At 69.1% G+C, this 25,168-nt stretch carries 16 protein-coding genes and 1 pseudogene; 16 read left to right on the forward strand and 1 reads right to left on the reverse strand.

From position 1 onward, the window contains the following. Positions 1 to 15 precede the first annotated feature (15 nt). From kdpA to A6I89_RS02730, 7 genes are read left to right on the forward strand one after another with little or no spacing between them, the layout of a single operon-like run. Positions 16 to 1,716, forward strand: a complete 1,701-nt coding sequence (kdpA, locus tag A6I89_RS02700) for a potassium-transporting ATPase subunit KdpA (RefSeq protein WP_022596890.1) — start codon at positions 16 to 18, stop codon at positions 1,714 to 1,716. After that, on the forward strand, positions 1,713 to 3,839 hold the full coding sequence (gene kdpB / locus A6I89_RS02705; RefSeq protein ID WP_044991301.1) for a potassium-transporting ATPase subunit KdpB: 2,127 nt from the start codon (positions 1,713 to 1,715) through the stop codon (positions 3,837 to 3,839). The genes kdpA and kdpB overlap by 4 nt, the downstream gene beginning before the upstream one ends. A 7-nt stretch (positions 3,840 to 3,846) precedes the next feature. Then, on the forward strand, positions 3,847 to 4,497 hold the full coding sequence (locus A6I89_RS02710; RefSeq protein ID WP_005512088.1) for a potassium-transporting ATPase subunit C: 651 nt from the start codon (positions 3,847 to 3,849) through the stop codon (positions 4,495 to 4,497). Next, a complete protein-coding gene (locus A6I89_RS02715; RefSeq protein ID WP_044991300.1) occupies positions 4,475 to 7,048 on the forward strand; it encodes a sensor histidine kinase in 2,574 nt (857 codons plus the stop codon). The genes A6I89_RS02710 and A6I89_RS02715 overlap by 23 nt, the downstream gene beginning before the upstream one ends. Then, positions 7,045 to 7,725 carry a response regulator gene (locus A6I89_RS02720; protein WP_005512090.1) on the forward strand — a complete coding sequence of 227 codons (681 nt, stop codon included), beginning with the start codon at positions 7,045 to 7,047 and terminating at the stop codon, positions 7,723 to 7,725. Before A6I89_RS02715 ends, A6I89_RS02720 begins: the two co-directional genes overlap by 4 nt. Before the next feature lie 58 nt (positions 7,726 to 7,783). Continuing rightward, entirely contained in the window at positions 7,784 to 9,226 is a 1,443-nt protein-coding gene (locus tag A6I89_RS02725) for an alanine/glycine:cation symporter family protein (protein ID WP_013416583.1), read from the forward strand. Next, positions 9,219 to 9,653, forward strand: coding sequence for an OsmC family protein (locus A6I89_RS02730; RefSeq protein WP_022596885.1), 435 nt, complete (start codon positions 9,219 to 9,221; stop codon positions 9,651 to 9,653). Before A6I89_RS02725 ends, A6I89_RS02730 begins: the two co-directional genes overlap by 8 nt. A gap of 53 nt (positions 9,654 to 9,706) precedes the next feature. Here the strand turns inward: A6I89_RS02730 and A6I89_RS02735 are convergent, their stop codons facing one another. Further along, positions 9,707 to 11,008 (reverse strand): HNH endonuclease signature motif containing protein, encoded by a 1,302-nt coding sequence (locus tag A6I89_RS02735; RefSeq protein WP_022596884.1) that lies wholly within the window; start codon positions 11,006 to 11,008, stop codon positions 9,707 to 9,709. A gap of 750 nt (positions 11,009 to 11,758) precedes the next feature. On the opposite strand from A6I89_RS02735, the pseudogene A6I89_RS25065 reads away from it, so the two are divergent. From A6I89_RS25065 to ffh, 9 genes and pseudogenes are all read left to right on the forward strand, one after another. After that, positions 11,759 to 12,854 (forward strand): annotated as a pseudogene (locus A6I89_RS25065) (SMP-30/gluconolactonase/LRE family protein). A gap of 8 nt (positions 12,855 to 12,862) precedes the next feature. Further along, entirely contained in the window at positions 12,863 to 13,144 is a 282-nt protein-coding gene (locus A6I89_RS02745; protein ID WP_013416579.1) for an acylphosphatase, read from the forward strand. 22 nt (positions 13,145 to 13,166) lie between these two features. Next, positions 13,167 to 16,769 carry a chromosome segregation protein SMC gene (smc, locus tag A6I89_RS02750; protein WP_022596882.1) on the forward strand — a complete coding sequence of 1,201 codons (3,603 nt, stop codon included), beginning with the start codon at positions 13,167 to 13,169 and terminating at the stop codon, positions 16,767 to 16,769. 67 nt (positions 16,770 to 16,836) lie between these two features. After that, the gene (locus A6I89_RS02755; RefSeq protein ID WP_013416577.1) at positions 16,837 to 17,370 is read left to right on the forward strand and encodes a glutathione peroxidase; all 534 of its coding nucleotides are present in this window, start codon (positions 16,837 to 16,839) and stop codon (positions 17,368 to 17,370) included. Positions 17,371 to 17,486: 116 nt separating this feature from the next. After that, the gene (gene ftsY / locus A6I89_RS02760; RefSeq protein ID WP_005512099.1) at positions 17,487 to 18,980 is read left to right on the forward strand and encodes a signal recognition particle-docking protein FtsY; all 1,494 of its coding nucleotides are present in this window, start codon (positions 17,487 to 17,489) and stop codon (positions 18,978 to 18,980) included. A 236-nt stretch (positions 18,981 to 19,216) separates the two neighbouring features. After that, complete coding sequence (locus tag A6I89_RS02765; RefSeq protein WP_013416576.1) at positions 19,217 to 20,590, forward strand: ammonium transporter; 1,374 nt, start codon at positions 19,217 to 19,219, stop codon at positions 20,588 to 20,590. Between the two features lie 3 nt (positions 20,591 to 20,593). Further along, a complete protein-coding gene (locus A6I89_RS02770; protein ID WP_005512103.1) occupies positions 20,594 to 20,932 on the forward strand; it encodes a P-II family nitrogen regulator in 339 nt (112 codons plus the stop codon). Next, a complete protein-coding gene (locus A6I89_RS02775) occupies positions 20,922 to 23,459 on the forward strand; it encodes a [protein-PII] uridylyltransferase (RefSeq protein WP_022596854.1) in 2,538 nt (845 codons plus the stop codon). Before A6I89_RS02770 ends, A6I89_RS02775 begins: the two co-directional genes overlap by 11 nt. 124 nt (positions 23,460 to 23,583) lie before the next feature. Continuing rightward, positions 23,584 to 25,164: a signal recognition particle protein gene (ffh, locus tag A6I89_RS02780; protein ID WP_013416574.1), complete on the forward strand. Its 1,581-nt coding sequence runs from the start codon at positions 23,584 to 23,586 to the stop codon at positions 25,162 to 25,164. Positions 25,165 to 25,168 lie beyond the last annotated feature (4 nt).

Here is a 25,168-nt window from a genome sequence, read left to right on the forward strand (position 1 = left end):
GAGAGGTCTCCACACATGAATCCCGCTCTCGCAGCGGGACTGCAGATAGCACTGGTCGTTGCCGTGCTAGCGATTCTGTACGTCCCCGTCGGTGACTACATGGCGAAGGTCTACACCACCGACACAGATCTCCGGTCCGGGGATCTGCGCATCGAAACTGTCGTGTACCGGCTCTGCCGGATCAATCCCCGCACCGAGCAGACCTGGTACGGCTACGCCGGCAGCCTGCTCGGCTTCTCGGCCGCGAGCGTGCTGCTGCTCTACTTCCTGCAGCGGATCCAGGGAGTGCTGCCGCTCGGCGGCGGCGTGGAGGGCGTGAGCCCCGCCGTCGCGTTCAACACCGCGGCGTCGTTCGTCGCCAACACCAACTGGCAGTCGTACGTCCCGGAGACGACGATGAGCCACCTGACGCAGGCCGCGGGCCTGGCCGTCCAGAACTTCGTGTCCGCCGCCGTCGGCATGGCCGTCGCGGCGGCGCTCATCCGTGGATTCGTCCGCGTCTCGCGGGGCGGCGAGATCGGCAACTTCTGGGTCGATCTCACCCGCGGTGCCCTGCGCATCCTGCTGCCCTTCGCCTTCGTGATCGCGTTGATCCTGCTGAGCCAGGGCGTGATCCAGTCGTTCCGGACCGGCTTCTCGTCCACCGGGCTCGACGGGACCACTGTCACGAATGCACTGGCCCCGGTGGCCTCGCAGGAGGCGATCAAGGAACTCGGCACCAACGGTGGTGGCATCCTCGCCGCCAACTCGGCGCATCCGTTCGAGAATCCCACCCCGATCACGAACATCGTGGAGATCCTCGCAATCCTGCTGATCCCGGTCAGCCTCACCCGCACGTTCGGCACACTGGTCGGCGACCGTCGGCAGGGCCTGACTCTCCTCGCCGTGATGTCGACGCTGTTCTTCGGCCTGCTCGCTGTGACGCTCGCGGCCGAATCCGGGGCGCGCGGCGCCGCGGCGACGGCGGCCGGATCGATGATGGAGGGCAAGGAAGTCCGCTTCGGAATCCCCGGATCGGCACTGTTCGCCGTCGCCACGACGGGCACCAGTACCGGTGCCGTGAACTCGGCGCACGACAGTATGTCGCCGCTCGGCGGCGGTGCGGTACTGCTGAACATGCTGCTCGGCGAGATCGCGCCCGGCGGCGTCGGGACCGGCCTGTACGGCATCCTCGTCCTCGCCCTCATCGCGGTGTTCGTCGGTGGTCTGCTCGTCGGACGTACCCCCGAATACCTCGGCAAGAAGCTCGGGCAGCGTGAGATCACGCTCGCGGCACTGTCGGTGCTCGTGATGCCCGCCCTCGTCCTGATCGGCACCGGTATCACCGTCATCCTCGGCTCGACCGTCGGATACCTCGGCAACAGTGGCGATCCCGGCACTCCGCAGTCCATCCACGGCTTCACCGAGGTGCTGTACGCGTTCGCGTCGGCGTCCAACAACAACGGCAGCGCGTTCGGCGGCCTCACGGTCACGAGCGACTGGTTCCAGTCGGCGCTCGGTGTCTGCATGCTGTTGGGACGTTTCCTGCCGATCCTGTTCGTCCTCGCGCTCGCGGGATCGCTCTCCGCGCAGCGTCGGACACCCGCCGGTGCGGGCACCCTGCCCACGTCCGGCCCCATGTTCACGGGACTGCTCACCGGCACCGTCGTGCTGGTCGCGGCCCTCACCTTCTTCCCGGCCCTCGCTCTCGGGCCCATCTCGGAGGCCCTGCAATGAGTCTTCAGACCCACACGACGGTCCCCGTGACCGACGTTCCCACCGATGTGCCCGACGCGGATTCCGCGCACGGCCACGCGCCGGTCGCGGCCGGCATCTTCAGTCCCCGGCAGCTGATCACGTCGCTGCCCGGCGCGGTGCGCAAACTCGATCCACGCCACCAGGCCCGCAACCCGGTGATGTTCGTCGTCCTCGTCGGGTCCGTCGTGACCACGGTGATGGCGATCGTGCAGCCGACGGTGTTCTCGTGGGCGATTGCCGCCTGGCTGTGGTTCACGGTGCTCTTCGCGAACCTCGCCGAGTCGGTCGCCGAAGGCCGTGGCAAGGCCCAGGCCGCGAGCCTGCGGAAGGTGAAGCAGGACACCGTGGCCCGACGGGTGACGGCGTCCGGCGCGGTCGAGGAGGTCTCGGCCACCACGCTCGTGGTCGGCGACACCGTGGTGGTCGAGGCGGGCGAGGTGATTCCCGGCGACGGCGACGTCGTCGAGGGCATCGCGACCGTCGACGAGTCGGCCATCACCGGCGAATCCGCGCCCGTCGTCCGCGAGTCCGGGGGCGACCGGTGCGCCGTCACCGGTGGCACCACGGTGCTCTCCGACCGGATCGTGGTGAGAATCACCTGCGCGCCGGGGCATTCGTTCGTGGACCGGATGATCGCGCTCGTCGAGGGGGCGTCGCGCAAGAAGACGCCCAACGAGATCGCGCTGAACATCCTGCTCGCGTCGCTCACGATCATCTTTCTGCTCGCGGTGGTCGCGATCGGACCGATGGGCGAGTACGCGGGTGAGGCTCAGGATCCGGTCAAGCTCATCGCGCTGCTGGTGTGCCTGATCCCGACCACGATCGGCGCGCTGCTGTCCGCGATCGGTATCGCTGGGATGGACCGGCTGGTGCAGCGCAACGTGCTGGCGATGTCGGGCCGCGCGGTCGAGGCCGCCGGCGACATCGACACGCTGCTGATGGACAAGACCGGCACCATCACCTTCGGCAACCGCCGGGCCACCGCGCTCCATCCGGCGCCGGGCCGGTCGGAGGACGAACTGGCCGCCGCGGCAAGGCTGTCCAGCCTCGCGGACGGCACCCCCGAGGGCCGGAGCATCGTCGAGCTGTGTGCCGAGCGGTACGGGCTCTCCACCGAGGCTTCGGACAGCGAGCGGGGCGCCGAGTTCGTCGAGTTCACGGCGCAGACCCGAATGAGCGGACTGGACATCGCCACCGGCACCGGCCGGCAGCAGATCCGTAAGGGTGCCGGTGACGCCGTGCTGGCGTGGGTCGCCGGGTACGGTGCGGCGGTCGATCCGGCCGTGTCCGACTCGGTCGAGGAGGTCGCCCTCGGGGGCGGCACCCCGCTCGTGGTGGCGGTCGCCGAGCGTGGCACGGCGACGGTGCTCGGCGTGATCGCGCTGACCGACGTCGTCAAGCCGGGGATCGCCGAACGGTTCGCGGAGTTGCGGGCCATGGGGATCCGCACCGTCATGGTGACCGGCGACAACCCGCTCACTGCGCGGGCCATCGCGGAGGAGGCCGGGGTCGACGACTTCATGGCCGAGGCCACGCCCGAGGACAAGCTCGAGAGGATCCGTCAGGAGCAGGAGGGCGGACGTCTGGTCGCGATGACCGGCGACGGCACCAACGACGCCCCCGCCCTCGCGCAGGCCGACGTCGGCGTCGCGATGAACACCGGGACGTCGGCCGCGAAGGAGGCCGGCAACATGGTGGACCTCGACTCGGATCCGACCAAGCTGATCGAGGTGGTCGAGATCGGCAAGCAGTTGCTGATCACCCGCGGGGCGCTCACGACGTTCTCGCTCGCGAACGATCTCGCGAAGTACTTCGCGATCCTGCCGGCGCTCTTCAGTGCGATCTATCCGCAGCTGGCGGTGCTGAACATCATGCATCTGGCGACTCCGCAGTCGGCGATCCTGTCGGCGGTGATCTTCAATGCTCTCGTCATCGTCGGACTGATCCCGTTGGCGCTCAGGGGCGTCCGCTATCGGCCCGCGGCCGCATCGAAACTGCTCGGCCGAAACCTGTTGATCTACGGCGTGGGCGGTGTCGTCACCCCCTTCGTCGGAATCTGGGTGATCGACCTCGTCGTCCGCCTCATTCCTGGAATCGGGTGAAAAGCCAATGAGATTCGCTATCGGTTTCCTCAAGCAGGTGTGGGCGGGGCTGCTCGTCCTCCTTGCGCTCACGGCGATCCTCGGGGTGCTGTATCCGGCCGCCGTGTGGGGCGTGGGGCGCATCGCCTCGGGGTCCGCGGAGGGCTCGCCGGTCCACGACGCCGCGGGGTGCGTCGTGGGCAGCCGCTGGGTCGGCGTCGATCCACAGGTCCCGGCCGGCGAGCCGGATCCGTTCTTCCACAACCGGGTCGTCGGCTCGGTCGCGGACGAGGACCCGTTCGCACCCGGTGACCCTGCAGCGGCCCTGCCCGGCAATCAGGGCCCCAGCAGCGAGGTGCTGGCCGGGTTCGTCGAGGCGCGCCGGGCAGCGGTCGCCGAGCGGGAGGGCGTGGCCCCGCACGACGTGCCGGTGGACGCGGTCACCGGGTCGGGCTCCGGCATCGATCCCCACATCTCACCCGCCTACGCGCAGCTGCAGGTGCCGCGCGTCGCCGCGGTCACAGGCCTGGGGGAGGACCGAGTCCGAGAGCTCGTGGCCGAGCACACCGAGGGCCGTCAGCTCGGTTTCCTCGGTGCCGAGCGCGTCAACGTGCTCGAACTCAACGTCGCGCTCGGACTGACCGCACCCGGATGCAATGCGGTCCCCGCGGGTGAATGATGGCGTTGTGAGCAGTCCCGAGCAGCACCGCGCGCCGCGCCGTGGTGAGCTGCGCATCTATCTCGGTGCGGCGCCGGGCGTCGGCAAGACGTACGCGATGCTCGGGGAGGCGCACCGGCGCCTCGAACGTGGTGGTGACGTGGTCGCGGCCGTGGTGGAAACCCACGGCCGCGCCCGCACCGCCGAGCAGGCCGCCGGACTCGAGCTGATTCCACCGAGGTTCGTCGAGTACCGCGGCACGGCGATGCCCGAACTCGACGTCGAGGCCGTGCTGGCGCGGCGGCCGGCGGTGGTGCTCGTCGACGAACTCGCCCACACGAACACCCCGGGCAGCCGGAACGAGAAGCGCTGGCAGGACGTCTACGAGCTGCTCGACGCCGGGATCGACGTACTCTCGACCCTCAACGTCCAGCACCTCGAAAGTCTCAACGACGTGGTCCAGCAGATCACCGGTGTGACGCAGCAGGAGACGGTGCCGGACGCCGTGGTGCGGGCCGCATCGCAGGTGGAGCTCGTCGACATCACCCCGGAAGCGCTGCGACGCAGGCTCTCTCACGGAAACGTGTACTCCGCCGAGAAGGTCGATGCGGCGCTCGGCAACTACTTCCGGCGCGGAAACCTCACGGCGCTGCGCGAACTCGCGTTGCTGTGGGTCGCGGACCAGGTGGACGCCGCGCTCGCCAAGTACCGCGCCGAGAACAAGATCACCGACACGTGGGAAGCACGCGAACGCGTCGTCGTCGCCGTAACCGGGGGGCCCGAATCCGAAACCCTCGTTCGGCGCGCGAGCCGTATCGCCGGCAAGGCGAGCGCGGAACTGATGGTGGTGCACGTGGTCCGCGGCGACGGCATCGAAGGGGTGTCCGCCGCCGAGATGGGGAAGGTGCGCAAGCTCGCCACGAGCATCGGCGCGAGCCTGCACAGCGTGGTCGGCGACGACGTCCCGACCACGCTGCTCGAATTCGCCCGCGAGGTCAACGCCACCCAACTCGTCATCGGGACGTCCCGGCGGTCGCGGTGGGCCCGGATCCTCGACGAGGGGATCGGGGCAGCGATCGTCCAGCAGTCCGGGAAGATCGACGTGCACATGGTGACGCACGACGAGGCCGCGACCCGGCACCGGATCTCGTTCCTCGGTCGCGGCGAACGGCGCGCGGTGTCGTGGCTGGCCGCCGTCGTCGTCCCGTCGATCGCCGCCGCCCTGATGGGGCTGATCGACCGGGTGGCGGGGGTCGGCGGACAGAACGCGTTGTTCTTCGTCGTCGTGCTCGTGGTGTCACTGCTCGGCGGCGTCGGGCCCGCGATCCTGTCCGCGTTGATCTCGGGCCTGCTGCTCAACTATTTCTTCACCGCCCCGCTCTACAGCTTCACCATCGCCCAACCGGACAACTTCATCACCACCGTCGTGCTGCTGGTGGTCGCGGTCGCGGTGGCGATCCTCGTCGACGCGGCGGCCAAACGGTCGCGCGAAGCCAGGCGGGCGTCGCAGGAGGCCGAACTGCTGGCGCTGTTCGCCGGCTCGGTGTTGCGCGGCGCGGATCTGCCCGCGCTGCTCGAGAAGGTGCGTGAGACGTACTCGCAGACCGGGGTCAGCGTCGTCCGGCGCGGGGAGGGCGTCGTGAGCGCGGCGGGGGCGTCGGCGCCGAGCACCGTCGACGAGGCCGGCACGGTGTGCGAGGTGAGCGACGGCGAATACGCCCTGCTGCTCGCGGGCGAGGAACTGGGCGCGCGGGACCGCAAGGTCCTCTACGCGGTCGCGAATCAGGCCGTGGGCCTGATCCGGCAGCGGCAACTCGCCGAGGAGGCCAGCAAGGCGCAGGCCCTCGCGGAGGCCGACCGGCTGCGTCGGTCGCTGCTCTCCGCCGTCAGCCACGACCTGCGCACCCCACTCGCCGCCGTCAAGGCCGCGGTGTCGAGCCTGCGCAGCGACGACGTCGAGTTCTCACCCGAGGACACCGCGGAACTGCTCGCCACCGTGGAGGAGTCGACGGACCAGCTGACCGCTCTCGTCGGCAATCTGCTCGATTCCTCGCGTCTGGCCGCGGGCGTCGTGAAACCGACGCTGCGCCGGGTGTATCTCGAGGAGGTGGTGCACCGGGCGTTGGTCGGCGCGGGGTTCGGTGGGCCCGGGTCCGCACGACGGGTCCGGGACCAGGTGAAGGTCGAGGTGGGTGACGCCGCGGTGATGGCGGACGCCGGCCTGCTCGAGCGTGTGATCGCCAACCTCGTCGACAACGCGCTGCGATACGCGCCCGACGAGCCGGTTCGGATCGGAGCGGCTCGCGCGGGCGACCACATGACGATCACCGTCGCCGACACCGGACCGGGATTGGCGCGAGGCACCCACGAGCAGGTCTTCGACGCCTTCCAGCGACTCGGCGACCGCGACAACACCGTGGGCGTGGGCCTCGGGCTGTCGGTGGTCAAGGGGTTCGTCGAGGCGATGGGCGGCACGGTCGGGGTGACCGACACCCCCGGTGGTGGACTGACGATGATCGTGGAACTGGATGCGGCACCCGCGGGTGCCGGGGAAGTGGAAGGGGCCCGATGACGCGGGTGCTGGTAGTGGACGACGAGCCGCAGATCCTGAGGGCACTGCGGATCAATCTCAGTGTCCGTGGCTACGAGGTGACGACCGCGTCGACCGGGGCGGCGGCGCTGCGGGCGGCCGCCGAGCGGCACCCGGAGGTGATCGTCCTCGATCTGGGCCTGCCGGACATGGACGGCATCGAGGTACTGGCGGGTCTGCGCGGGTGGTGCACGGCGCCGGTGATCGTGTTGTCGGCCCGGACCGACTCGTCGGACAAAGTGGAGGCGCTCGACGCGGGGGCGGACGACTACGTCACCAAACCGTTCGGGATGGACGAGTTCCTCGCGCGCCTGCGGGCCGCGGTCCGGCGCGGCGCGGCGGCCGCGGAGACCGGTGAGCCCGTCGTCGTGACCGATTCGTTCACGGTCGACCTGGCCGCGAAAAAGGTCACTCGTGATGGGGCCGAGGTGCACTTGACGCCGACCGAGTGGGGCATGCTCGAGATGCTCGTCCGCAACAAGGGCAAACTGGTGGGGCAGAAGGAACTCCTCCGCGAGGTGTGGGGTCCCGCGTATGCCACCGAGACGCACTATCTGCGGGTTTACCTCGCACAACTGCGTCGCAAGCTCGAGGTCGACCCGTCGAAACCGCGGCATCTGCTGACCGAGACCGGTATGGGGTATCGGTTCCAGGTGTAGCAACTAACGGTCGGTTCGCGACTGGCGGACCGGACGAGCGTCCCGCATAGTCGCTGATGTGGACTCGCTCGTGGAACTGGTCACCGACGTCAACGATGCGTACTGGTACGCAGTGATCGTGCTGCTGGTCGGGCTCGGCCTGTACTTCACGGTGCGGTCCCGGTTCGTCCAGATCCGGTTGCTGCCGGACATGCTCCGATCGGTCACCGAGCCGGCCGAGACGCTGCCCGACGGGGAGAAGGGGATCTCGGCGTTCCGCGCCTTCTCGATCTCGGCGGCGTCGCGGGTGGGCACCGGCAACATCGCCGGCGTCGCGATCGCGATCAGCGTCGGCGGACCCGGCGCGGTGTTCTGGATGTGGGTGATGGCCCTCATCGGCGCCGCCACGGCGTTCGTCGAGTCGACGTTGGCGCAGGTCTACAAGATCCGCGACAAGGACGGAGGCTTCCGGGGCGGACCGGCCTACTACATGCTGCACGGACTGCGCCGTCGCTGGATGGGCGTGATCTTCGCCGTCATCATCACCGTCACGTACGGCTTCGTCTTCAATGCGGTGCAGACGAACTCGATCGTCGACGCGGTGTCCACCTCGGTGGGCGAGGACTCCCGCGCACTGAGCATCGTCGTCGGGCTCGTGGTCGCGGGTCTGACGGCTGCTGTGATCTTCGGTGGGGTGCGCCGGATCTCGGCCGTGTCGCAGGTGGTGGTCCCGGTGGTCGCGGGCGCATACCTGGTCATCGCTCTGATTGTGGTGGCGCTCAACATCACCGAGGTGCCCGGCATGATCCGGCTCGTTGTGGAGAACGCCTTCGGCATCCGTGAGGTGGTCAGCGGCGGATTCGCTGCCGCGTTCATGCAAGGCATCCGGCGGGGGCTCTTCTCGAACGAGGCGGGCATGGGTTCGGCCCCCAATGCCGGTGCGACGGCCGCTGTCTCACACCCGGTCAAGCAGGGTCTGGTGCAGAGCCTGGGCGTCTACTTCGACACGTTGCTGGTCTGCACCGCAACGGCGTTCATCATCCTGCTGTCGAACCCGGACTACGGGACCAAGGCCGGCGCGTCGCTGACGCAGAACGCACTCAGCGCGCAGCTCGGCGGCTGGACCGTGCACTTCCTGACCTTCGCGATCTTCTTCCTCGCCTTCACGTCGGTGATCGGCAACTACTACTACGGCGAATCCAACATCGAGTTCCTCACGGGAAGCCGACGCGTGCTGCAGGGGTTCCGGGCGATCGTCGTGGTGTGTGTGTTCGCCGGGGCCGTCGGATCACTGCCATTGATCTGGGCGCTCGCCGACCTGGTGATGGGTGTCATGGCTACCGTGAACCTGGCCGCACTGCTGCCGCTGTCGGGTGTCGCGTTCCTGCTGTTCGGCCACTATCGACGTCAGCGCGCGGAGGGCAAGGACCCGACGTTCCACCGCGACGAAGTGCCGGAGATCTCGGGCATCCAGGTGTGGGACGAGGCACCGGAAGATGGCAGGATCTCCACTCATGGCTGAACAGACTCCCGCACCCACGCCCACCGAACTCTGGGTCGAGCGCACCGGAACCCGCCTTTACACCGGACGTAGCTCGCGTGGCGCCGAGGTCCGGATCGGATCGGAGTCGGTGGAGGGCGTATTCACCCCGGGTGAACTGCTCAAGATCGCGCTGGCCGCGTGCTCCGGAATGAGCTCGGACTTCCCGCTGTCGCGCCGTCTCGGTGACGACTACGACGCCACCATCCGCGTGTCCGGCGTGGCCGACCGGGAGAACGAGGTGTACCCGCAGCTCGACGAGGTCCTAGAACTCGATCTCAGCGAACTCGACGTAGAAGCCCAGGATCGACTGGTCGCGCTCGTCGAGCGTTCGGTCGACAAAGTCTGCACCGTCGGCCGCACGCTCAAGGCCGGCACCAAGGTGACGTTGACGATCAAGCGCGACTAGAGCACGCCTGGTCGACGCCTGCCGTCCTGGGTGATGGCAGGCGTCGACGGTGCCTACGCCGCCCGGGGTCCGGCGCGATTGTGGGCGGGGATGGGTTTCTTGTAGGGATCCACGGTCGACGGTGGGGTGAACCACGGGTGGCGGTCGGCGCCGATTCTCACTTGCCAGTGGGAGTGGTGCAGCAGTCCGTGGTGGTAGCGGCACAGCAGCACGAGGTTGTCGAGGTCGGTTGGTCCGCCGTCAGCCCAATGTGTGACGTGGTGGCCTTCGCAGTGGGCGGGCACTGCGTCGCAGCCAGGGAAGGCGCAGCCGTGATCGCGGGCGATGAGTGCCCGCCGTTGCTTCTTCGACACAGTCCTACTGGTGCGGCCCAGATCGATCGGGACGCCGTCGCTCATGACGATCGGCGTGAGGTGGCAGTCGCAGGCCAATCTGCGGGCGGTCGCGATCGATAGTGGTCCCAGGTGTGGCATGCGGGCGATGTCTTTGTCGCCGAACAGGTCCGGATCGCCGTCCGAGCCTGTCCACTCGTGGTCCGCGTCGGTACGCGCGAGGTCCTGCGCGTTCACGTGCAGGGATAGATGGGGTCGCTCGCCACCCTCGATGGGCGCCTCGCCCGAGTCGAGGTAGCGGCACAAAATCTCTGCGAACGCATCGGCCCGCTGCCGCGCCGGGGTGCGGGCGCCGGCGGGGTCGTCCATCGGGTTGCGCGGCTTGGTCAACGTCGACAGGGCGGTCAGGAGCATCTCTCCGGTGACTGCGTCGAGATCACCCTTGACTGCAACTCGCCCGTTCAAGGTCTTCGACGCATGGAACTCGTTGCGTTCGGTGTCCTCGCTGGGTGGCAGTTCGTCGGATTCGAAGATCCGCTCGAGCCGGGAGATGCAGGTGCGGACGGTCATGGTGGTTGCAGTGGTTCCGGAGGCGCTGTCCAGCAACACCTTCCGGCAGGAATCCAACGCTTCGTTCGGCATGCCGCGGGGTGGGGTTTCGCAGAACTTCCCGATCAACGCCGCATGCTCGGCCGATATATCGCCGGAGTTGAAGGCGTCAGCGATCTCGGGCTGCCGGCTCAGCATCCTGCCCAACGCGAGGATCCGGGCTGCGGCCGGCACTTCCAGCAATGTGTTCGCGGCCAGCCACTGCTTGACGCTGCGGAAGCCGAGGGTGTCGAACGAGACTGCGCGCTCGTCGATTTCGGAGACCATCGCGACCCGCAATGCCTCGAGGCGTTCGATCTCGCGGGTGACTTCGAGAGTGTTCTGCAGCAATGTGATTTCGGTGAGTAGGCGCACGTCGTCGGGCTGCAGCGCGGTAGCTGCGATGCCCGTGTCGTTGAGTCCCCCCGGATTCATGATGCAAGCTTAGTTCGAACTGATGTTCGAGTCAATGGATGTGGCTGTCACAGCCGGACGTGATCGCAGGGTTCCTGCGTGTGGTGTCAGGCGTCATCGTGTCCGAAACATCGGGCTCCTGATCTTGGTGTAGGTCGACGGGGGTCGACCCACACCTCGGTAGGCCCGCCCGGACAGCGGCACGGCATGTGGAAGCGGAACTGAAACCGACTACGGCACAAACGCTCACACCTGATCGACCCTCCGAAGCGGGCAAGGCACACTGGCATACCATGCAGCCCAGTTCAAAACGTAGCTTGCGGGGAGGGGCTTGCTCTGCAGTGCTCTCGGCCCCTGTCGCGGCCGGCTTGACAGCCCTGGTGTGGCAGTTCCCCGTAGCTATCGCCGGCACCGCCGGCCATTCCGTAGGGGCTGCAGTCGGAGCGGCGGTCACCATGGTCGCGTTCATGACGTTGTTCTCAATCTTCGGCGGTGTGCTCGCCATCGGGTTGGTGGGAGCTGGGGCCGGCTACCTCGTACGGCACCTTCGGCCTGGATCGCCGCAAATTGCCGGTATCGCTGTTGGTTGTGCGTCGGCGTTGGTGGTTGCTGTCGCAGATGTATTCCTGACTGGTCGTTAGAACTCGGGGACCGGGTTGGACTGGGCAGATTCGACGATGACGTTGGTTGTCCGCGTCTGGGGTCGCGACAGTTCGGGACTGGTCGGTTGGCGTGAGAATCTGCCGACCGTGCGCTCGGGATTCACGCCGGATGATCCCGATCGAGTCGCCCGCGCATGGCATACAGGTGATCCGGACCGATTCGAGGTCCTGGTTCGACGGCGTTGTGCGGGTCGATTCCGATCCCTGCAGGCTCGACGTCTGCAACAATCGCGCCCTCGGCCCGGAACGGACGGATATGGGGGACATTGTGCGGAGTCGGCGAAGGGTGCGGCTCGGAGTTCTTGCGCTTGCGGCGGCAGCAGTCACGACACTGCTGACAGGGTCGCCGGCGTCGGCCCAGTCGTCGAGTGACGGGATCGGTTGTCCGCGTTGGGACGTCGTGACGATCGCGTCCGGCTACGGGATGCTCGAGAACCTTGCGTTCGACGGTCGCGGTTCCATGCTGCTGTCGGATTCGTCGATGACGGCGCCCGGCGCGGTTCGCACGCTCGACGCGTCGGGTGCGCGGGGAAGGCTCGCCGATCCAGTGAACGGTCCGGGTGGGCTGGCCGTAGCCGGCGACGACGTGTACTTCACCCGGTAACAGCGCGATTTCCGGGCTTTTGAACATCGCGGACGGCACTGTCGACGTCGTGAACCTGGTGAGCCGCGAACGTCGAACCGTGGCCGGCGGTCTCGTGATGCCCAACGGTCTCGCCCGACTCGGCAACGGCGACTTGCTCACCACCCACAACCTGGGAACGCCGGGCCTCACCCGGATCCCCGCGGATCGACCCGGCTCGCCCGAACGGGTGCGCTCCGACCTGGGCACGGTCGACGGCGTCGCGACCGACGGCGATCGCGTGTACCTGACCACCTCGTTCGACCCGGTCAGTGAACTTAAAATCCTCTCCGCGTCGGATCTGCGTGGCCCGGTCCGAGCGATCCCGCTGCCCGGCATCGGTCCGCTCAACGTCGCCGACGACCTCACCGTCGGCCCGGATGGCGCCGTCTACCTGGCGTACAACGTCGCGGGCAAGGTGCTGCGGGTGGATCCCGTCGCGGGTACGAGTTGCGAGATAGCGTCGGGGCTCATGTTGACGTCGGCCGTGAAGTTCGGTGCGGGTCCCGGATGGGACAGCCGCGCCCTGTACGCGGTGGGCTTCGACGGCGCCGTCCGGAAGCTGACACCACCCGTCGGATAATGGCAGCCATGACTTCCGACACCGAACGCCTCACCGCCTGGGTTCACGGCTACGTCCAGGGTGTCGGCTTCCGGTGGTGGACGCGGGCACGTGCCCTCGAACTCGGGCTGGTCGGCCACGCCACCAACCACGCCGACGGGCGGGTGCTGGTGATCGCCGAGGGCCCGCGGCCGCAACTCGAGCGGCTGCTCGAGCTGCTGCGATCGGGACAGACGCCGGGAAACGTGACGCTGGTAGTCGAGCACATCGACGCGGCACGCGGAGGCCTTTCCGGATTCGTCGAGCGTTGATCCGCCGGTAGAGTCCACCGTCATGCACCTGAAGAGTCTGACGTTGAAGGGCTTCAAGTCCTTTGCGTCCGCAACGACTCTGCGGTTCGAGCCGGGCATCACGTGTGTCGTGGGACCCAACGGCTCCGGCAAGTCGAACGTGGTCGACGCCCTCACCTGGGTGATGGGGGAGCAGGGCGCGAAGGCGCTTCGCGGCGGCAAGATGCAGGACGTCATCTTCGCCGGCACCGCCGGGCGGGCCCCGCTCGGCCGCGCCGAGGTGACGCTCACGATCGACAACTCCGACGGCGCCCTGCCCATCGAGTACTCCGAGGTGTCCATCACACGACGGATGTTCCGCGACGGCGCCGGCGAGTACGAGATCAACGGCAACTCGTGCCGCCTGATGGACGTGCAGGAACTGCTCAGCGACTCCGGTATCGGCCGGGAGATGCACGTCATCGTCGGGCAGGGTCGGCTGTCCGCGATCCTCGAATCGCGTCCCGAGGACCGGCGCGCGTTCATCGAGGAGGCCGCGGGCGTTCTCAAACACCGCAAGCGCAAGGAAAAGGCGGTCCGCAAGCTCGACGCGATGCAGGCCAACCTCGCGCGGCTCACCGACCTCACCGCCGAGTTGCGTCGACAGCTCAAACCGCTCGGTCGCCAGGCCGAGGTCGCGCGACGCGCACAGACCGTTCAGGCCGACCTGCGCGACGCGCGGTTGCGGCTGGCAGCGGACGACCTCGTCACACGCCGGGCCGAACTCGCCCACCAGACTCACGACGAGAAACTCGCCCGCGAACAGCAGGAGACGGTGCAGGCGGCGCTCGAGGCGGCGACGGCCGAACTCGGTGGTCACGAGCAGGCGCTGGCCCGCCTGACGCCGCAGGCCGAGGCGGCGAGCCAGACGTGGTTCCAGCTGTCGGCGCTGGCGGAGCGGGTGAGCGCGACCATCCGCATCGCGCAGGAGCGCGCGCGGCACCTCGACAGCGAACCGGAACCCGGCCGCGGCCAGGATCCCGACGAGATGGAGGCCCGGGCCGAGCGGATCGCGGCGGAGGAGGCCGAACTGATCGCCGCCGTCGACATCGCGCGCGCGACGCTCGAGGCCGCACGCGAACAACTCGCCGAGCGTGAGGAGGCGGCCGCGGAGGCCGAACGCGCTCACTTCGCGGCGGTGCGGGCGATCGCGGATCGCCGCGAAGGACTGGCACGACTGGCGGGGCAGGTGGACACCTTGCGTACCCGTGCCGAGTCCGTGGACGCCGAGGTGGCCCGGCTCGACGTGGCGATCGGCGAGGCCCGTGAACGCGGCGACGCAGCGCAACGTGAATTCGACGCGGTCGAGGCAACCGTCGACGACCTCGACGCCGGGGAACTCGGGCTCGACGGCCACCACGAGCGCGCGGTCGAGGCACTCGACCTGATCACCGCGCGGGTCGCCGAACTGCAGGCCGCCGAGCGCGACGCCGGCCAGGAGGTGGCATCGCTGAAGGCGCGAATCGACGCACTGTCGATGGGACTCGAGCGCAAGGACGGCGGCGCCTGGCTGCTCGAGCACCACACCGATCGCGGGCTCACGGGTCCGGTTGCCGAGCTGATTCGCGTCGACGCCGGCTACGAGGCCGCGGTCGCCGCGGTGATGGGTCCGGCGGCCGACGCGATCGCCGCAGAATCTGCCGCCGCCGCGGCGGCGGCCGTGCAGGCACTGCGCGCCGCCGACGGTGGCCGGGCTGCGATCCTGCACACCGCCGAGCATTCCGACGTCGCGACGCGTCCGGACCTTCCCGGGTCGGCGACGTGGATCGCCGACAACGTGCACTGCCCCGAATCGCTGCGCGCCGCAGTCGATGCCCTCCTCGATCGGGTGGCCGTCGTCGATTCGCTCGACGCGGCAACCGAACTCGTGTGCCGGCAGCCGTCCCTGCGGGCGGTGACCCGGGACGGCGATCTGGTCGGAACCGGTTGGGTCACCGGCGGTTCCGATCGCCGTCCGAGCACCCTCGAAGTGCAGGCCGCGATCGACGCGTCGACGTCGGCTCTCGAGGCGGCCGAGCGACGTTCCGAGGAACTGGCAGCCGCCCTCGCCGGCGCCGTCGCCGAGCAGGCCGATCGCGCCGAGGTCGCGGAGCAGGCGCTGGCCGCTCTGCACGAGTCCGACGCCAACATGTCCGCGGTCTACGAGCAGCTGGGGCGCCTGGGGCAAGTTGTCCGGGCGGCCCACGCCGAGTCGGAGCGGCTGCTCGCGCAGCGGGCCAAGGCGGAGAGCGGGTGGGAGGAGACGCTCGCTGCGCTCGCCGAACTCGAGGAGCGGTTGCGCCGCGCGGAGGACGAACAGTCCGGTGCCGCGGCCGACTCGGGCAGTACTGCGCCGACGGATTTCGAACGGGAGGCCGCCGCGGCTGCGCTCACCGAGGTACGTGCCGTGGAGGTCGAAGCCCGGCTCGCGGTGCGCACCGCCGAGGAGCGAGCGGAATCCGTTCGGGGCAAGGCTGATTCGCTGCGTCGTGCGGCCCAGGCCGAACGCGAGGCCCGAGCGCGGGCCGAGCGGGCGCGGCAGGCCCGTCGAACCGCCGCCGAGGTGGCGGCCGCAGTGGCCTCGGCCGGGCAGAAGGTGGCCGACCGTCTCGACCGCGTCGTGGCGGACGCGGTGGCACACCGTGACGAGCTGAGCCGCCTGCGCGCCGCGCACACCGAACAGGTCGAGGCGGTCAAGGAGCGCGTCCGGCAGCTCACCGCCCAGATGGCGGCACTCACCGATGCGGTCCACCGGGACGAGGTGGCGCGGGCGCAAGCGGCCCTGCGGATCGAGCAGCTCGAACAGACGATCCTCGAGCAGTACGCAGTCAACCTCGACGATTTGATCGCCGAGTACGGGCCCGACGTCGCGCTGCCGCCGTCGGAACTCGAGATCGCGGAGTACGAGCAGGCCCGCGAGCGCGGGGAGCAGGTCACCCGGCCCGCGCCGGTGCCGTACGACCGCGCCTCCCAGGAGCGCCGGGCCAAGCGCGCCGAGAAGGACCTGGCGACGCTCGGCAAGGTCAACCCGCTCGCGCTCGAGGAGTTCGCGGCGCTCGAGGAGCGGTACAACTTCCTGTCCACCCAGCTCGAGGACGTCAAGAACGCGCGCAAGGACCTGCTCGGGGTGGTCGCCGACGTCGACGCCCGCATCCTGCAGATGTTCACGGAGGCGTACGCGGACGTCGAACGCGAGTTCGTCGAGGTGTTCGCGAAACTCTTCCCGGGCGGCGAGGGCCGTCTGGTGCTCACCGATCCGTCGGACATGCTCACCACCGGCATCGAGGTGGAGGCCCGGCCGCCGGGCAAGAAGGTCAAGCGGCTGTCGCTGCTGTCCGGTGGCGAGAAGTCGCTCACCGCGGTCGCGATGCTGGTCGCGATCTTCCGGGCCCGGCCGTCGCCGTTCTACGTCATGGACGAGGTGGAGGCCGCGCTCGACGACACGAACCTGCGGCGCCTGATCGGGTTGTTCGAGCAGTTGCGGGAGAAGTCGCAGCTGATCGTGATCACCCACCAGAAGCCGACGATGGAGGTCGCCGACGCACTCTACGGCGTCAGCATGCGCGGCGACGGCATCACCACCGTCATCTCGCAGCGCCTGCGCGGTCAGGACCTGGTTGCCGGGTGAACCCGGCACCGTCATTCACGTGCGTGCACCCCGCACGACCCCACCGAACTACATGGGAGAACCATCGATGAACGCCCACAACTTCCCCGTCCAGACCGCCGACGGCGCCACCGAGGATCTCAGCGCCCACAAGGGCAAGTTGCTGCTGATCGTCAACGTGGCGAGCAAGTGCGGCCTCACGCCGCAGTACGAGGGCCTCGAGGCGCTGCACCGCGCCAACAAGGACAAGGGCCTGCAGGTCGTCGGCTTCCCGTGCAACCAGTTCGGCGACCAGGAGCCGGGCGACGACGCCGAGATCCAGCAGTTCTGCAGCGTCAACTACAACGTCACCTTCCCGGTGTACGCGAAGCTCGAGGTCAACGGCGACGACGCACACCCGCTGTACCAGTACCTGCGCGCGCAGGCCCCCGGTGACTTCGGCCCGGACCACGGCTTCCTCTACGAGCACGTCAGCAAGACCCGCCCCGAGGCGATCGGCACCGACGAGGTCAAGTGGAACTTCACGAAGTTCCTCGTCGACCGGGACGGCGAGGTCGTTCGCCGCTTCGAGCCGACCGTCACCCCGGAGCAGATCGCCGACGAGATCGCCGCCCTGCTCTGACGGCCCGACGTGACACCCGAGGAGCCGCTCCTCGGGTGTCACGGACCGATCTCGCCACGCCCCGCCGGACTTGCCCGGAGGCGTCACGGACGCGGGCAGCCTGACAGGATGTCGGTGTGACTACCGGAGCCTGGATAGCAATAGCGGCCGTACTGGCCGTCCTCGTCGTGGCGCTCGTCGTCGGCCTGACCCTGGCCCGCCGTCGCCGCATCAGCCTCACCGCGGCGCCCGAGAAGCCCGAGCTGACGGAGCAGCCGAAGGACCGTTCGGGCGGATACCAAGCCGGTGGCGGCTTCAACTTCAGCCAGGGGCCGTCGGCCACCGCGCCGCCCAAGGTGCCGCCGGCCGCGCCCAAGCCGCCGGTCGTTCCGCCCAAGCCCCCGGTCGCGCCGCCGGTTCCCCCGACCACGCCGGTACCGGAGGCGAAGCCCACCGTCACCCCGGAGCCGGTCGCCGAGCCGGAGGCTCCCGCCGCTCCCGAGCCCGTCACCCCCGAACCGGTGGCTCCGCCGGAGCCGGTGGTCGAACCTGCACCCGCACCCGAGCCCGTCGTCGAGCCGGAGCCTGCGCCGGAGCCGGCCGTCGAGCCGGAAGCCGCGCCGGAGCCCGTCGTCGAGCCGGAGCCGGTGGTCGAGCCGGAGCCGGTGGTCGAGCCGGAGGCTGCTCCTACTCCCGCGATCGAGGAGATCGAGCCCACCGCGGGCCGGCTCGATCGCCTGCGCGGTCGGCTGTCGCGCTCGCAGAACGCCGTCGGCAAGAGCCTGCTGGGCCTGCTCGGTGGCGGCGACCTGGACGAGGACTCGTGGGAGGAGGTCGAGGACACGCTGCTGATCGCCGATCTCGGCACCGCCACCACCGTCAAGGTCGTCGAGCGGCTGCGCGAGGAGATGGCGTCCCGCGGTGTGCGCACCGAGGCGGAGGCCCGGGCGCTCCTGCGCGAGGTTCTCGTCGAGGAGTTGCGTCCCGAGATGGATCGCTCGATCCGCGCCCTTCCGCACGGCGATCATCCCGCCGTGCTGCTCGTCGTCGGCGTCAACGGCACCGGCAAGACCACCACGACCGGCAAACTCGCCCGGGTCCTCGTCGCAGACGGCCGACGCGTCCTGCTCGGCGCCGCCGACACCTTCCGTGCGGCCGCGGCCGATCAGTTGCAGACATGGGCCGAGCGCGTGGGTGCCGAGGTCGTTCGCGGACCCGAGGGCGGCGACCCCGCGGCCATCGCGTTCGATTCGGTCGCCAAGGGCATCGAGGACGGCGTCGACGTCGTGCTCATCGACACGGCCGGTCGTCTGCACACCAAGACCGGCCTGATGGACGAGCTGGGCAAGGTCAAGCGCGTGGTCGAGAAGAAGGCGGCCGTCGACGACGTGCTGCTGGTCCTCGACGCCACCGTCGGACAGAACGGCCTGATGCAGGCCCGCGTGTTCGCCGAGGTCGTGGACATCACTGGCGTCGTGCTGACCAAGCTCGACGGCACCGCCAAGGGTGGCATCGTCTTCCAGGTCCAGCACGAGCTGGGCGTTCCGGTGAAGCTCGTCGGTCTGGGCGAGGGCGCCGACGACCTCGCTCCCTTCGAGCCGGAGGCCTTCGTCGACGCGCTGCTGGGCTGACCGGCACGCTCCGTCCATCGCTGCCCGGTCCCTCGTCCGAGGGGCCGGGCAGCGGCGTTTTGCGACCTTCGCGGTGGTTCACGAAGTTTCGATCCGGGGTGAGCGCAACCGCGAAACCCGACTGCAACACAACCGGCCGATCCGTTCACCTATCCGAAACGCTGTGCAACCACGGATGAAACACCAGGTGAGCAGTCTTGCTGATCAGAACGACAAGACTGACGAGGAGGCTCACCGTGGATTTCCCCACTATCGGAGCCCCGGACACCGGGGACACCGCGTGGATGCTCATGAGCGCCGCGCTGGTGCTCTTGATGACTCCGGGCGTCGCGTTCTTCTACGGCGGCATGGTCCGCGCGAAGAGCGTGCTGAACATGATCATGATGAGCGTCGGCGCGATGGGAGTCGTCGGCGTGTTGTGGGTGCTGTTCGGCTATTCCATCGCGTTCGGTGACGACAAGGGCGGATTGATCGGGGATCCGACGGAGTTCTTCGGACTGAAGGGATTGTTCGGGGGTGACTACCTCGGTGACGCCGAGGCCGGCACGGCCGCCGCGATCCCGCTGGTCGGCACCATCCCGGCACTGGTATTCGTCGCCTTCCAGGCGATGTTCGCGATCATCACGGTCGCCCTGATCTCGGGCGCGGTCGCCGATCGCATGAAGTACGGAGCCTGGCTGCTGTTCGCCGGCCTGTGGGCGACGGTCGTCTACTTCCCGGTCGCGCACTGGGTGTTCTCGTTCGACGGCGTCACCGCCGAGACGGGCGGTTGGATCGCCAACAAGCTCGGCGCGATCGACTTCGCCGGCGGCACGGCCGTCCACATCAACGCGGGTGTCGCAGGTCTGGTCCTCGCGCTCATGCTCGGAAAGCGTCGCGGCTGGCCCAAGACGCCCTTCCGTCCGCACAACCTGCCGTTCGTGATGCTCGGCGCCGCGCTGCTGTGGTTCGGATGGTTCGGGTTCAACGCCGGCTCGGCCGTCGGTTCCAACGGAGTCGCCGCTGCGGCGTTCGTCACCACTGTCGTCGCCACCTGCGCCGCAATGCTGGCCTGGTTGCTGGTGGAGAAGATCCGCGACGGTCACGCCACCACGCTCGGTGGCGCGTCGGGCATCGTCGCCGGCCTGGTCGCCATCACCCCCGCCTGCTCGTCCGTCGACGTCGTCGGCGCGATCGTGATCGGTGTCGTCGCCGGCGCACTGTGCGCCCTGGCCGTCGGCCTGAAGTACCGCTTCGGCTACGACGATTCGCTCGACGTGGTCGGCGTCCACCTGGTCGGTGGTCTCGTCGGAACGCTGCTGGTCGGCCTGGTCGCGACCGAGGCTGCACCGGCCGGCGTCAACGGCCTGTTCTACGGCGGCGGACTCGACCAGCTGTGGCGTCAGGCGGTCGGCGCGGGCGCCGTGCTCGTGTACTCCTGCATCGCTACGGCCGTCATCGCGCTTATCGTGAAGGTCACGATCGGACTGCGAGTCAGCGCCGAGGCCGAGGCTCGTGGCGTGGACGAGGCCGAACACGCCGAGAGCGCCTACGACTTCGTCGCACTTGCAGGTAGCCCGGTCCCGGGGCGCGTACCGGCGCCCGCAACTGTTGCCGCCAGGGAGGCATGAGTCATGAAGCTGATCACCGCAATCGTCAAGCCGTTCACGCTCGAGGACGTCAAGACCGGACTCGAACAGGCCGGTGTTCTCGGTATGACGGTCAGCGAGGTCCAGGGGTACGGGCGGCAGAAGGGGCACACCGAGGTCTATCGGGGCGCCGAGTACTCGGTCGACTTCGTCCCGAAGGTTCGCGTCGAGGTCGTCGTCGAGGATTCGGTAGTCGACAAGGTCGTCGAGGTCATCGTCGAGGCCGCCCGCACGGGGAAGATCGGTGACGGAAAGGTCTGGGTCACGCCGGTCGAATCGGTCGTCCGGGTACGTACCGGAGAACGGGGCGGGGATGCGATCTGACCCTCGCGGGTCCGGATTCGACGGCCCTGATCCTGTCGCCATCACGGCGACGGGGTCGGGGCCGTCCGGGTCCGACGGACCCGACGCCAACCACACCGACGACGCGCGCGATCTGGCCCGGGCGCGGGAACAGCTCCTGGCGGGAGGTACTCGAAACCACCGCCTCGACGCACCGTCACTGCGACACGCACTGGTCGACCTGCACGAATTCTGGCTCACCACAAAGGGAAACGAGCTGGGCATCCGGCCGGACTCGGGCTTCGCGATCGTGGCGGTCGGCGGCCTGGGCCGCCGCGAGATGATGCCGTACTCGGACCTGGACCTGATCCTGCTGCACGATGACGTCGACCCCGCGCTGGTCGCCAAGGTCGCCGACCAGCTGTGGTACCCGCTGTGGGACGCGCACATCAAGCTCGACCACAGTGTGCGGACGGTGCCGCAGGCGCTCCAGGTGGCCGCGAGCGACCTCACCGCCACCCTCGGCATGCTCGAGGCCCGGCACATCGTCGGCGATGTCGAGCTGAGTCACCTACTCATCGGCGGTGTGCGCCGGCAGTGGCGTACCGGGATCCGTTCGCGATTCGACGAACTCGTCGAGCAGGCGCAGGCGCGCTGGGCCCGGAGCGGCCAGATCGCGCACCGCGCCGAGCCCGACATCAAGAACGGCCGTGGTGGCCTGAGGGACGTCCAGCTCCTCAACGCGCTGTCCATCGCGCAGCTCACCGACGGGATGCCCGGGCTCGGCCCGGACACGCCCGGTGGCGGTCTCGCGCTGGCGCACCGGCGTCTGCTCGACGTCCGGACCGAACTGCATCGGGTGGCCGGGCGTTCGCGGGACCAGCTGCGAGCGCAGGATGCCGACGAGATCGGCGCGGCGCTGCGGATCGGAGACCGCTTCGATCTCGCACGCATGCTCAGCGACTGCGCACGCACGATCGGGTACTCGGTGGACGTGGGTCTGCGCACCGCCGGCAACTCGCTGCCCCGCAAGGGGCTGTCGAAGCTGCGCCGGGTGCCGCTGCGTCGGCCCATCGACGAGGGGGTCGTGGAGCAGTCGGGCGAGCTGGTGCTGGCGCGCGATGCGCGACCCAAGCGCGATCCCGGTCTGGTGGTGCGGGTTGCGGCGGCGTCGGCCTCGACGGGACTGCCGATCTCCGCGTCCACGCTGGGGCGACTGTCCGACAGCGCGCCCGAGCTGCGCGAACCGTGGCCCAAGGGGGCGCTCGGTGACCTCCTGGTGCTGCTCGGCTCCGGTCATCGGGCGATCCCGACGATCGAAGCGCTCGACCGCACCGGTCTGTGGGGCCGGCTGCTGCCCGAGTGGGGCGCGGTGCGCGACCTGCCGCCGCGCGACGCAGTGCACACGTGGACCGTCGACCGGCACCTCGTCGAGACCGTCGCCCAGGCCGGTGCCCTCACGACGCGGGTCTCACGTCCCGACCTGCTGGTGCTCGGTGCGCTCCTGCACGACATCGGCAAGGGACGCGGCGGGGACCACAGCATCGTCGGCGCGGAACTGGCGGGTCAGATCGGGGCCCGGCTCGGGCTGTGGCCGTCGGACATCGCCTTGTTGACCGGCATGGTGCGTCACCACCTGCTGTTGGCGCAGACCGCCACCCGCCGCGACCTCGACGATCCGGCGACCGTCCAGATGGTCGTCGACAAACTCGGCGGCGACCATGTGCTGCTGGAGTTGTTGAGTGCGCTGGCGGAGGCGGATTCGCTCGCCACCGGGCCGGGGGTGTGGGGCGACTGGAAGTCGTCGCTCATCGGCGAGCTGGTGCGCCGCTGCCGGCTCGCGATGGCCGGCGATCAGCTGCCGGTACCCGACCCGATCGATCCGGCGCTCATCGATGTCGCGACGCAGGGTGGTGTGCACGTCGCGCTCGACCCGGGGACCGCCGCGCACACCTATGTGGTGACCGTCGTCGCCCCGGACACGCCCGGGCTGCTGTCGCACGAAGCGGGGGTGCTGGCGCTGAGCTCCCTGCGGGTTTTGTCGGCCTCGCTCGGCAGCCACGGGGACGCGGCGATCAACTCGTTCGTCGTGGCCCCGAGATTCGGTGCGCCGCCCCAGGCGGGGTTGTTGCGGCAGGAGCTGATCCGGGCGATGGCGGGGGAGATCGACGTGCTCGAGCAACTCGACGCCAAGGAACGCGAAGTGCGCGAGAACCAGGTGCTCGAGGATCGGACGGTCGCGGCCGTGCCGGTGCAGTACGCGCTGGCGCCTCCGCGGGTGATCTGGTTCGACGTGGTGGGCGGGGAGGACGCCCAGGGCGACGCGATAGTCGAACTGCGGGCGGAGGACCGGCTCGGAATGCTCAGCCGGCTGGCCCGGGTCCTGGAACGCAACGGTGCCGACGTGCGCTGGGCGCGGGTGAGCACGCTCGGATCGTCGGTGGTCGACGCGTTCTGCATCAGCATGGAGGGCGGCGGCACGCGGGCACGCCGGGAGCAGATCGAGAACGCGATCCTGTCGGTCGTACCGGCGCCGGAGCCGAAGAAGGAGGAACCGGCGACGGAGTGAGCCGTCGACCGGCCGCGCGCCTCCGGGGTTGCCGCGCGGATGCGGGCGCTGGAACGGTTACCCTGGTTCCGAGAATTATTCACGGCCTGCGGGCGGACCAGCACAGAGCTCAGGAGCGCATTCGGTGTTCGAATCCCTTTCCGACCGGTTGACCGGAGCCCTCAAGGATCTGCGTGGCAAGGGTCGACTCTCCGGAGCCGACATCGACGCCACGTGCCGCGAGATTCGTCTCGCGCTCCTCGAGGCCGACGTCGCGCTCCCCGTCGTCCGCACCTTCATCGCCAAGATCAAGGAGCGCGCGAAGGGCGCCGAGGTCTCGGCCGCGCTCAACCCGGCGCAGCAGGTCGTCAAGATCGTCAACGAGGAACTCGTCGGCATCCTCGGTGGTGAGACGCGTCGCTTGCAGTTCGCGAAGACGCCGCCGACCGTGATCATGCTGGCCGGTCTGCAGGGCTCCGGTAAGACCACCCTCGCCGGCAAGCTGGCCAAGTGGCTGAAGGATCAGGGCCACACGCCGCTGCTCGTCGCGTGTGACCTCCAGCGTCCCGGCGCCGTCAGCCAGCTGCAGATCGTCGGTGAGCGCGCGGGCGCGGCCGTGTTCGCGCCGCACCCCGGCACCTCCATCGGCGGTGGCGAGAACCCGCTCGGTATCTCGGCCGCCGACCCCGTCGAGGTCGCGCGCGCCGGTGTCGAAGAGGCCCGCAACAAGCAGTACGACGTCGTGATCGTCGACACCGCCGGCCGCCTCGGCATCGACGAGGAGCTGATGGCGCAGGCCGCGGGCATCCGCGACGCCGTCCAGCCCGACGAGACGATCTTCGTGCTCGACGCCATGATCGGCCAGGACGCGGTGCACACCGCGGAGGCGTTCAAGTCGGGTGTCGGCTTCACCGGTGTCGTGCTCACCAAGCTCGACGGCGACGCCCGCGGTGGTGCCGCGCTGAGCGTCCGCGAGGTCACCGGCGAGCCGATCCTGTTCGCGTCGACCGGTGAGAAGCTCGAGGACTTCGACGTCTTCCATCCGGACCGCATGGCGAGCCGCATCCTCGGCATGGGCGATGTGCTCACGCTCATCGAGCAGGCCGAGCAGGTGTTCGACGCCCAGCAGGCCGAGGCCACCGCCGCGAAGATCGGCTCGGGCGAGCTGACCCTCGAGGACTTCCTCGAGCAGATGATGGCCGTCCGCAGGATGGGCCCGATCGGCAACCTGCTGGGCATGCTGCCCGGTGCCGGACAGATGAAGGACGCGCTCGCCAACGTCGACGAGAAGCAGCTCGACCGCATCCAGGCGATCATCCGCGGCATGACGCCCGCGGAGCGCGAGAACCCCAAGATCATCAACGCGTCGCGCCGCCTGCGCATCGCGAACGGCTCGGGCGTCAAGGTCTCCGACGTCAACCAGCTCGTCGACCGTTTCTTCGAGGCCCGGAAGATGATGGCCGCGATGGCCGGCCGCATGGGCATGCCCGGCGCGCGCAAGCAGGTGCGCGGCAAGAAGGGGAAGAAGGGCAAGAAGGGCGGCAAGGGCCCGACGCAGCCGAAGATCAAGGGCGGCTTCCCCGGGATGCCGGGTGGTCTGCCGGGCATGCCGGGCGGGATGCCGGCCGGCTTCCCGGACCTGTCGAAGATGCCCAAGGGCCTCGATCAGTTGCCTCCGGGTCTCGACGGCATCGACCTGTCGCAGCTCAAGCTCCCCAAGAAGTAGGCCC

The organism is Prescottella equi (genome assembly GCF_002094305.1).
GTDB classification, from domain to species: domain Bacteria; phylum Actinomycetota; class Actinomycetes; order Mycobacteriales; family Mycobacteriaceae; genus Prescottella; species Prescottella equi.

Excerpts from the sequence above, each read along its gene's own strand:
- kdpA (WP_022596890.1), top strand. The coding sequence starts at position 16 with ATGAATCCCGCTCTCGCAGCGGGACTGCAGATAGCACTGGTCGTTGCC.
- kdpB (WP_044991301.1), top strand. The coding sequence starts at position 1,713 with ATGAGTCTTCAGACCCACACGACGGTCCCCGTGACCGACGTTCCCACC.
- A6I89_RS02710 (WP_005512088.1), top strand. The coding sequence starts at position 3,847 with ATGAGATTCGCTATCGGTTTCCTCAAGCAGGTGTGGGCGGGGCTGCTC.
- A6I89_RS02715 (WP_044991300.1), top strand. The coding sequence starts at position 4,475 with ATGCGGTCCCCGCGGGTGAATGATGGCGTTGTGAGCAGTCCCGAGCAG.
- A6I89_RS02720 (WP_005512090.1), top strand. The coding sequence starts at position 7,045 with ATGACGCGGGTGCTGGTAGTGGACGACGAGCCGCAGATCCTGAGGGCA.
- A6I89_RS02730 (WP_022596885.1), top strand. The coding sequence starts at position 9,219 with ATGGCTGAACAGACTCCCGCACCCACGCCCACCGAACTCTGGGTCGAG.
- A6I89_RS02735 (WP_022596884.1), bottom strand. The coding sequence starts at position 11,008 with ATGAATCCGGGGGGACTCAACGACACGGGCATCGCAGCTACCGCGCTG.
- A6I89_RS02745 (WP_013416579.1), top strand. The coding sequence starts at position 12,863 with ATGACTTCCGACACCGAACGCCTCACCGCCTGGGTTCACGGCTACGTC.
- smc (WP_022596882.1), top strand. The coding sequence starts at position 13,167 with ATGCACCTGAAGAGTCTGACGTTGAAGGGCTTCAAGTCCTTTGCGTCC.
- A6I89_RS02755 (WP_013416577.1), top strand. The coding sequence starts at position 16,837 with ATGAACGCCCACAACTTCCCCGTCCAGACCGCCGACGGCGCCACCGAG.
- A6I89_RS02770 (WP_005512103.1), top strand. The coding sequence starts at position 20,594 with ATGAAGCTGATCACCGCAATCGTCAAGCCGTTCACGCTCGAGGACGTC.
- A6I89_RS02775 (WP_022596854.1), top strand. The coding sequence starts at position 20,922 with ATGCGATCTGACCCTCGCGGGTCCGGATTCGACGGCCCTGATCCTGTC.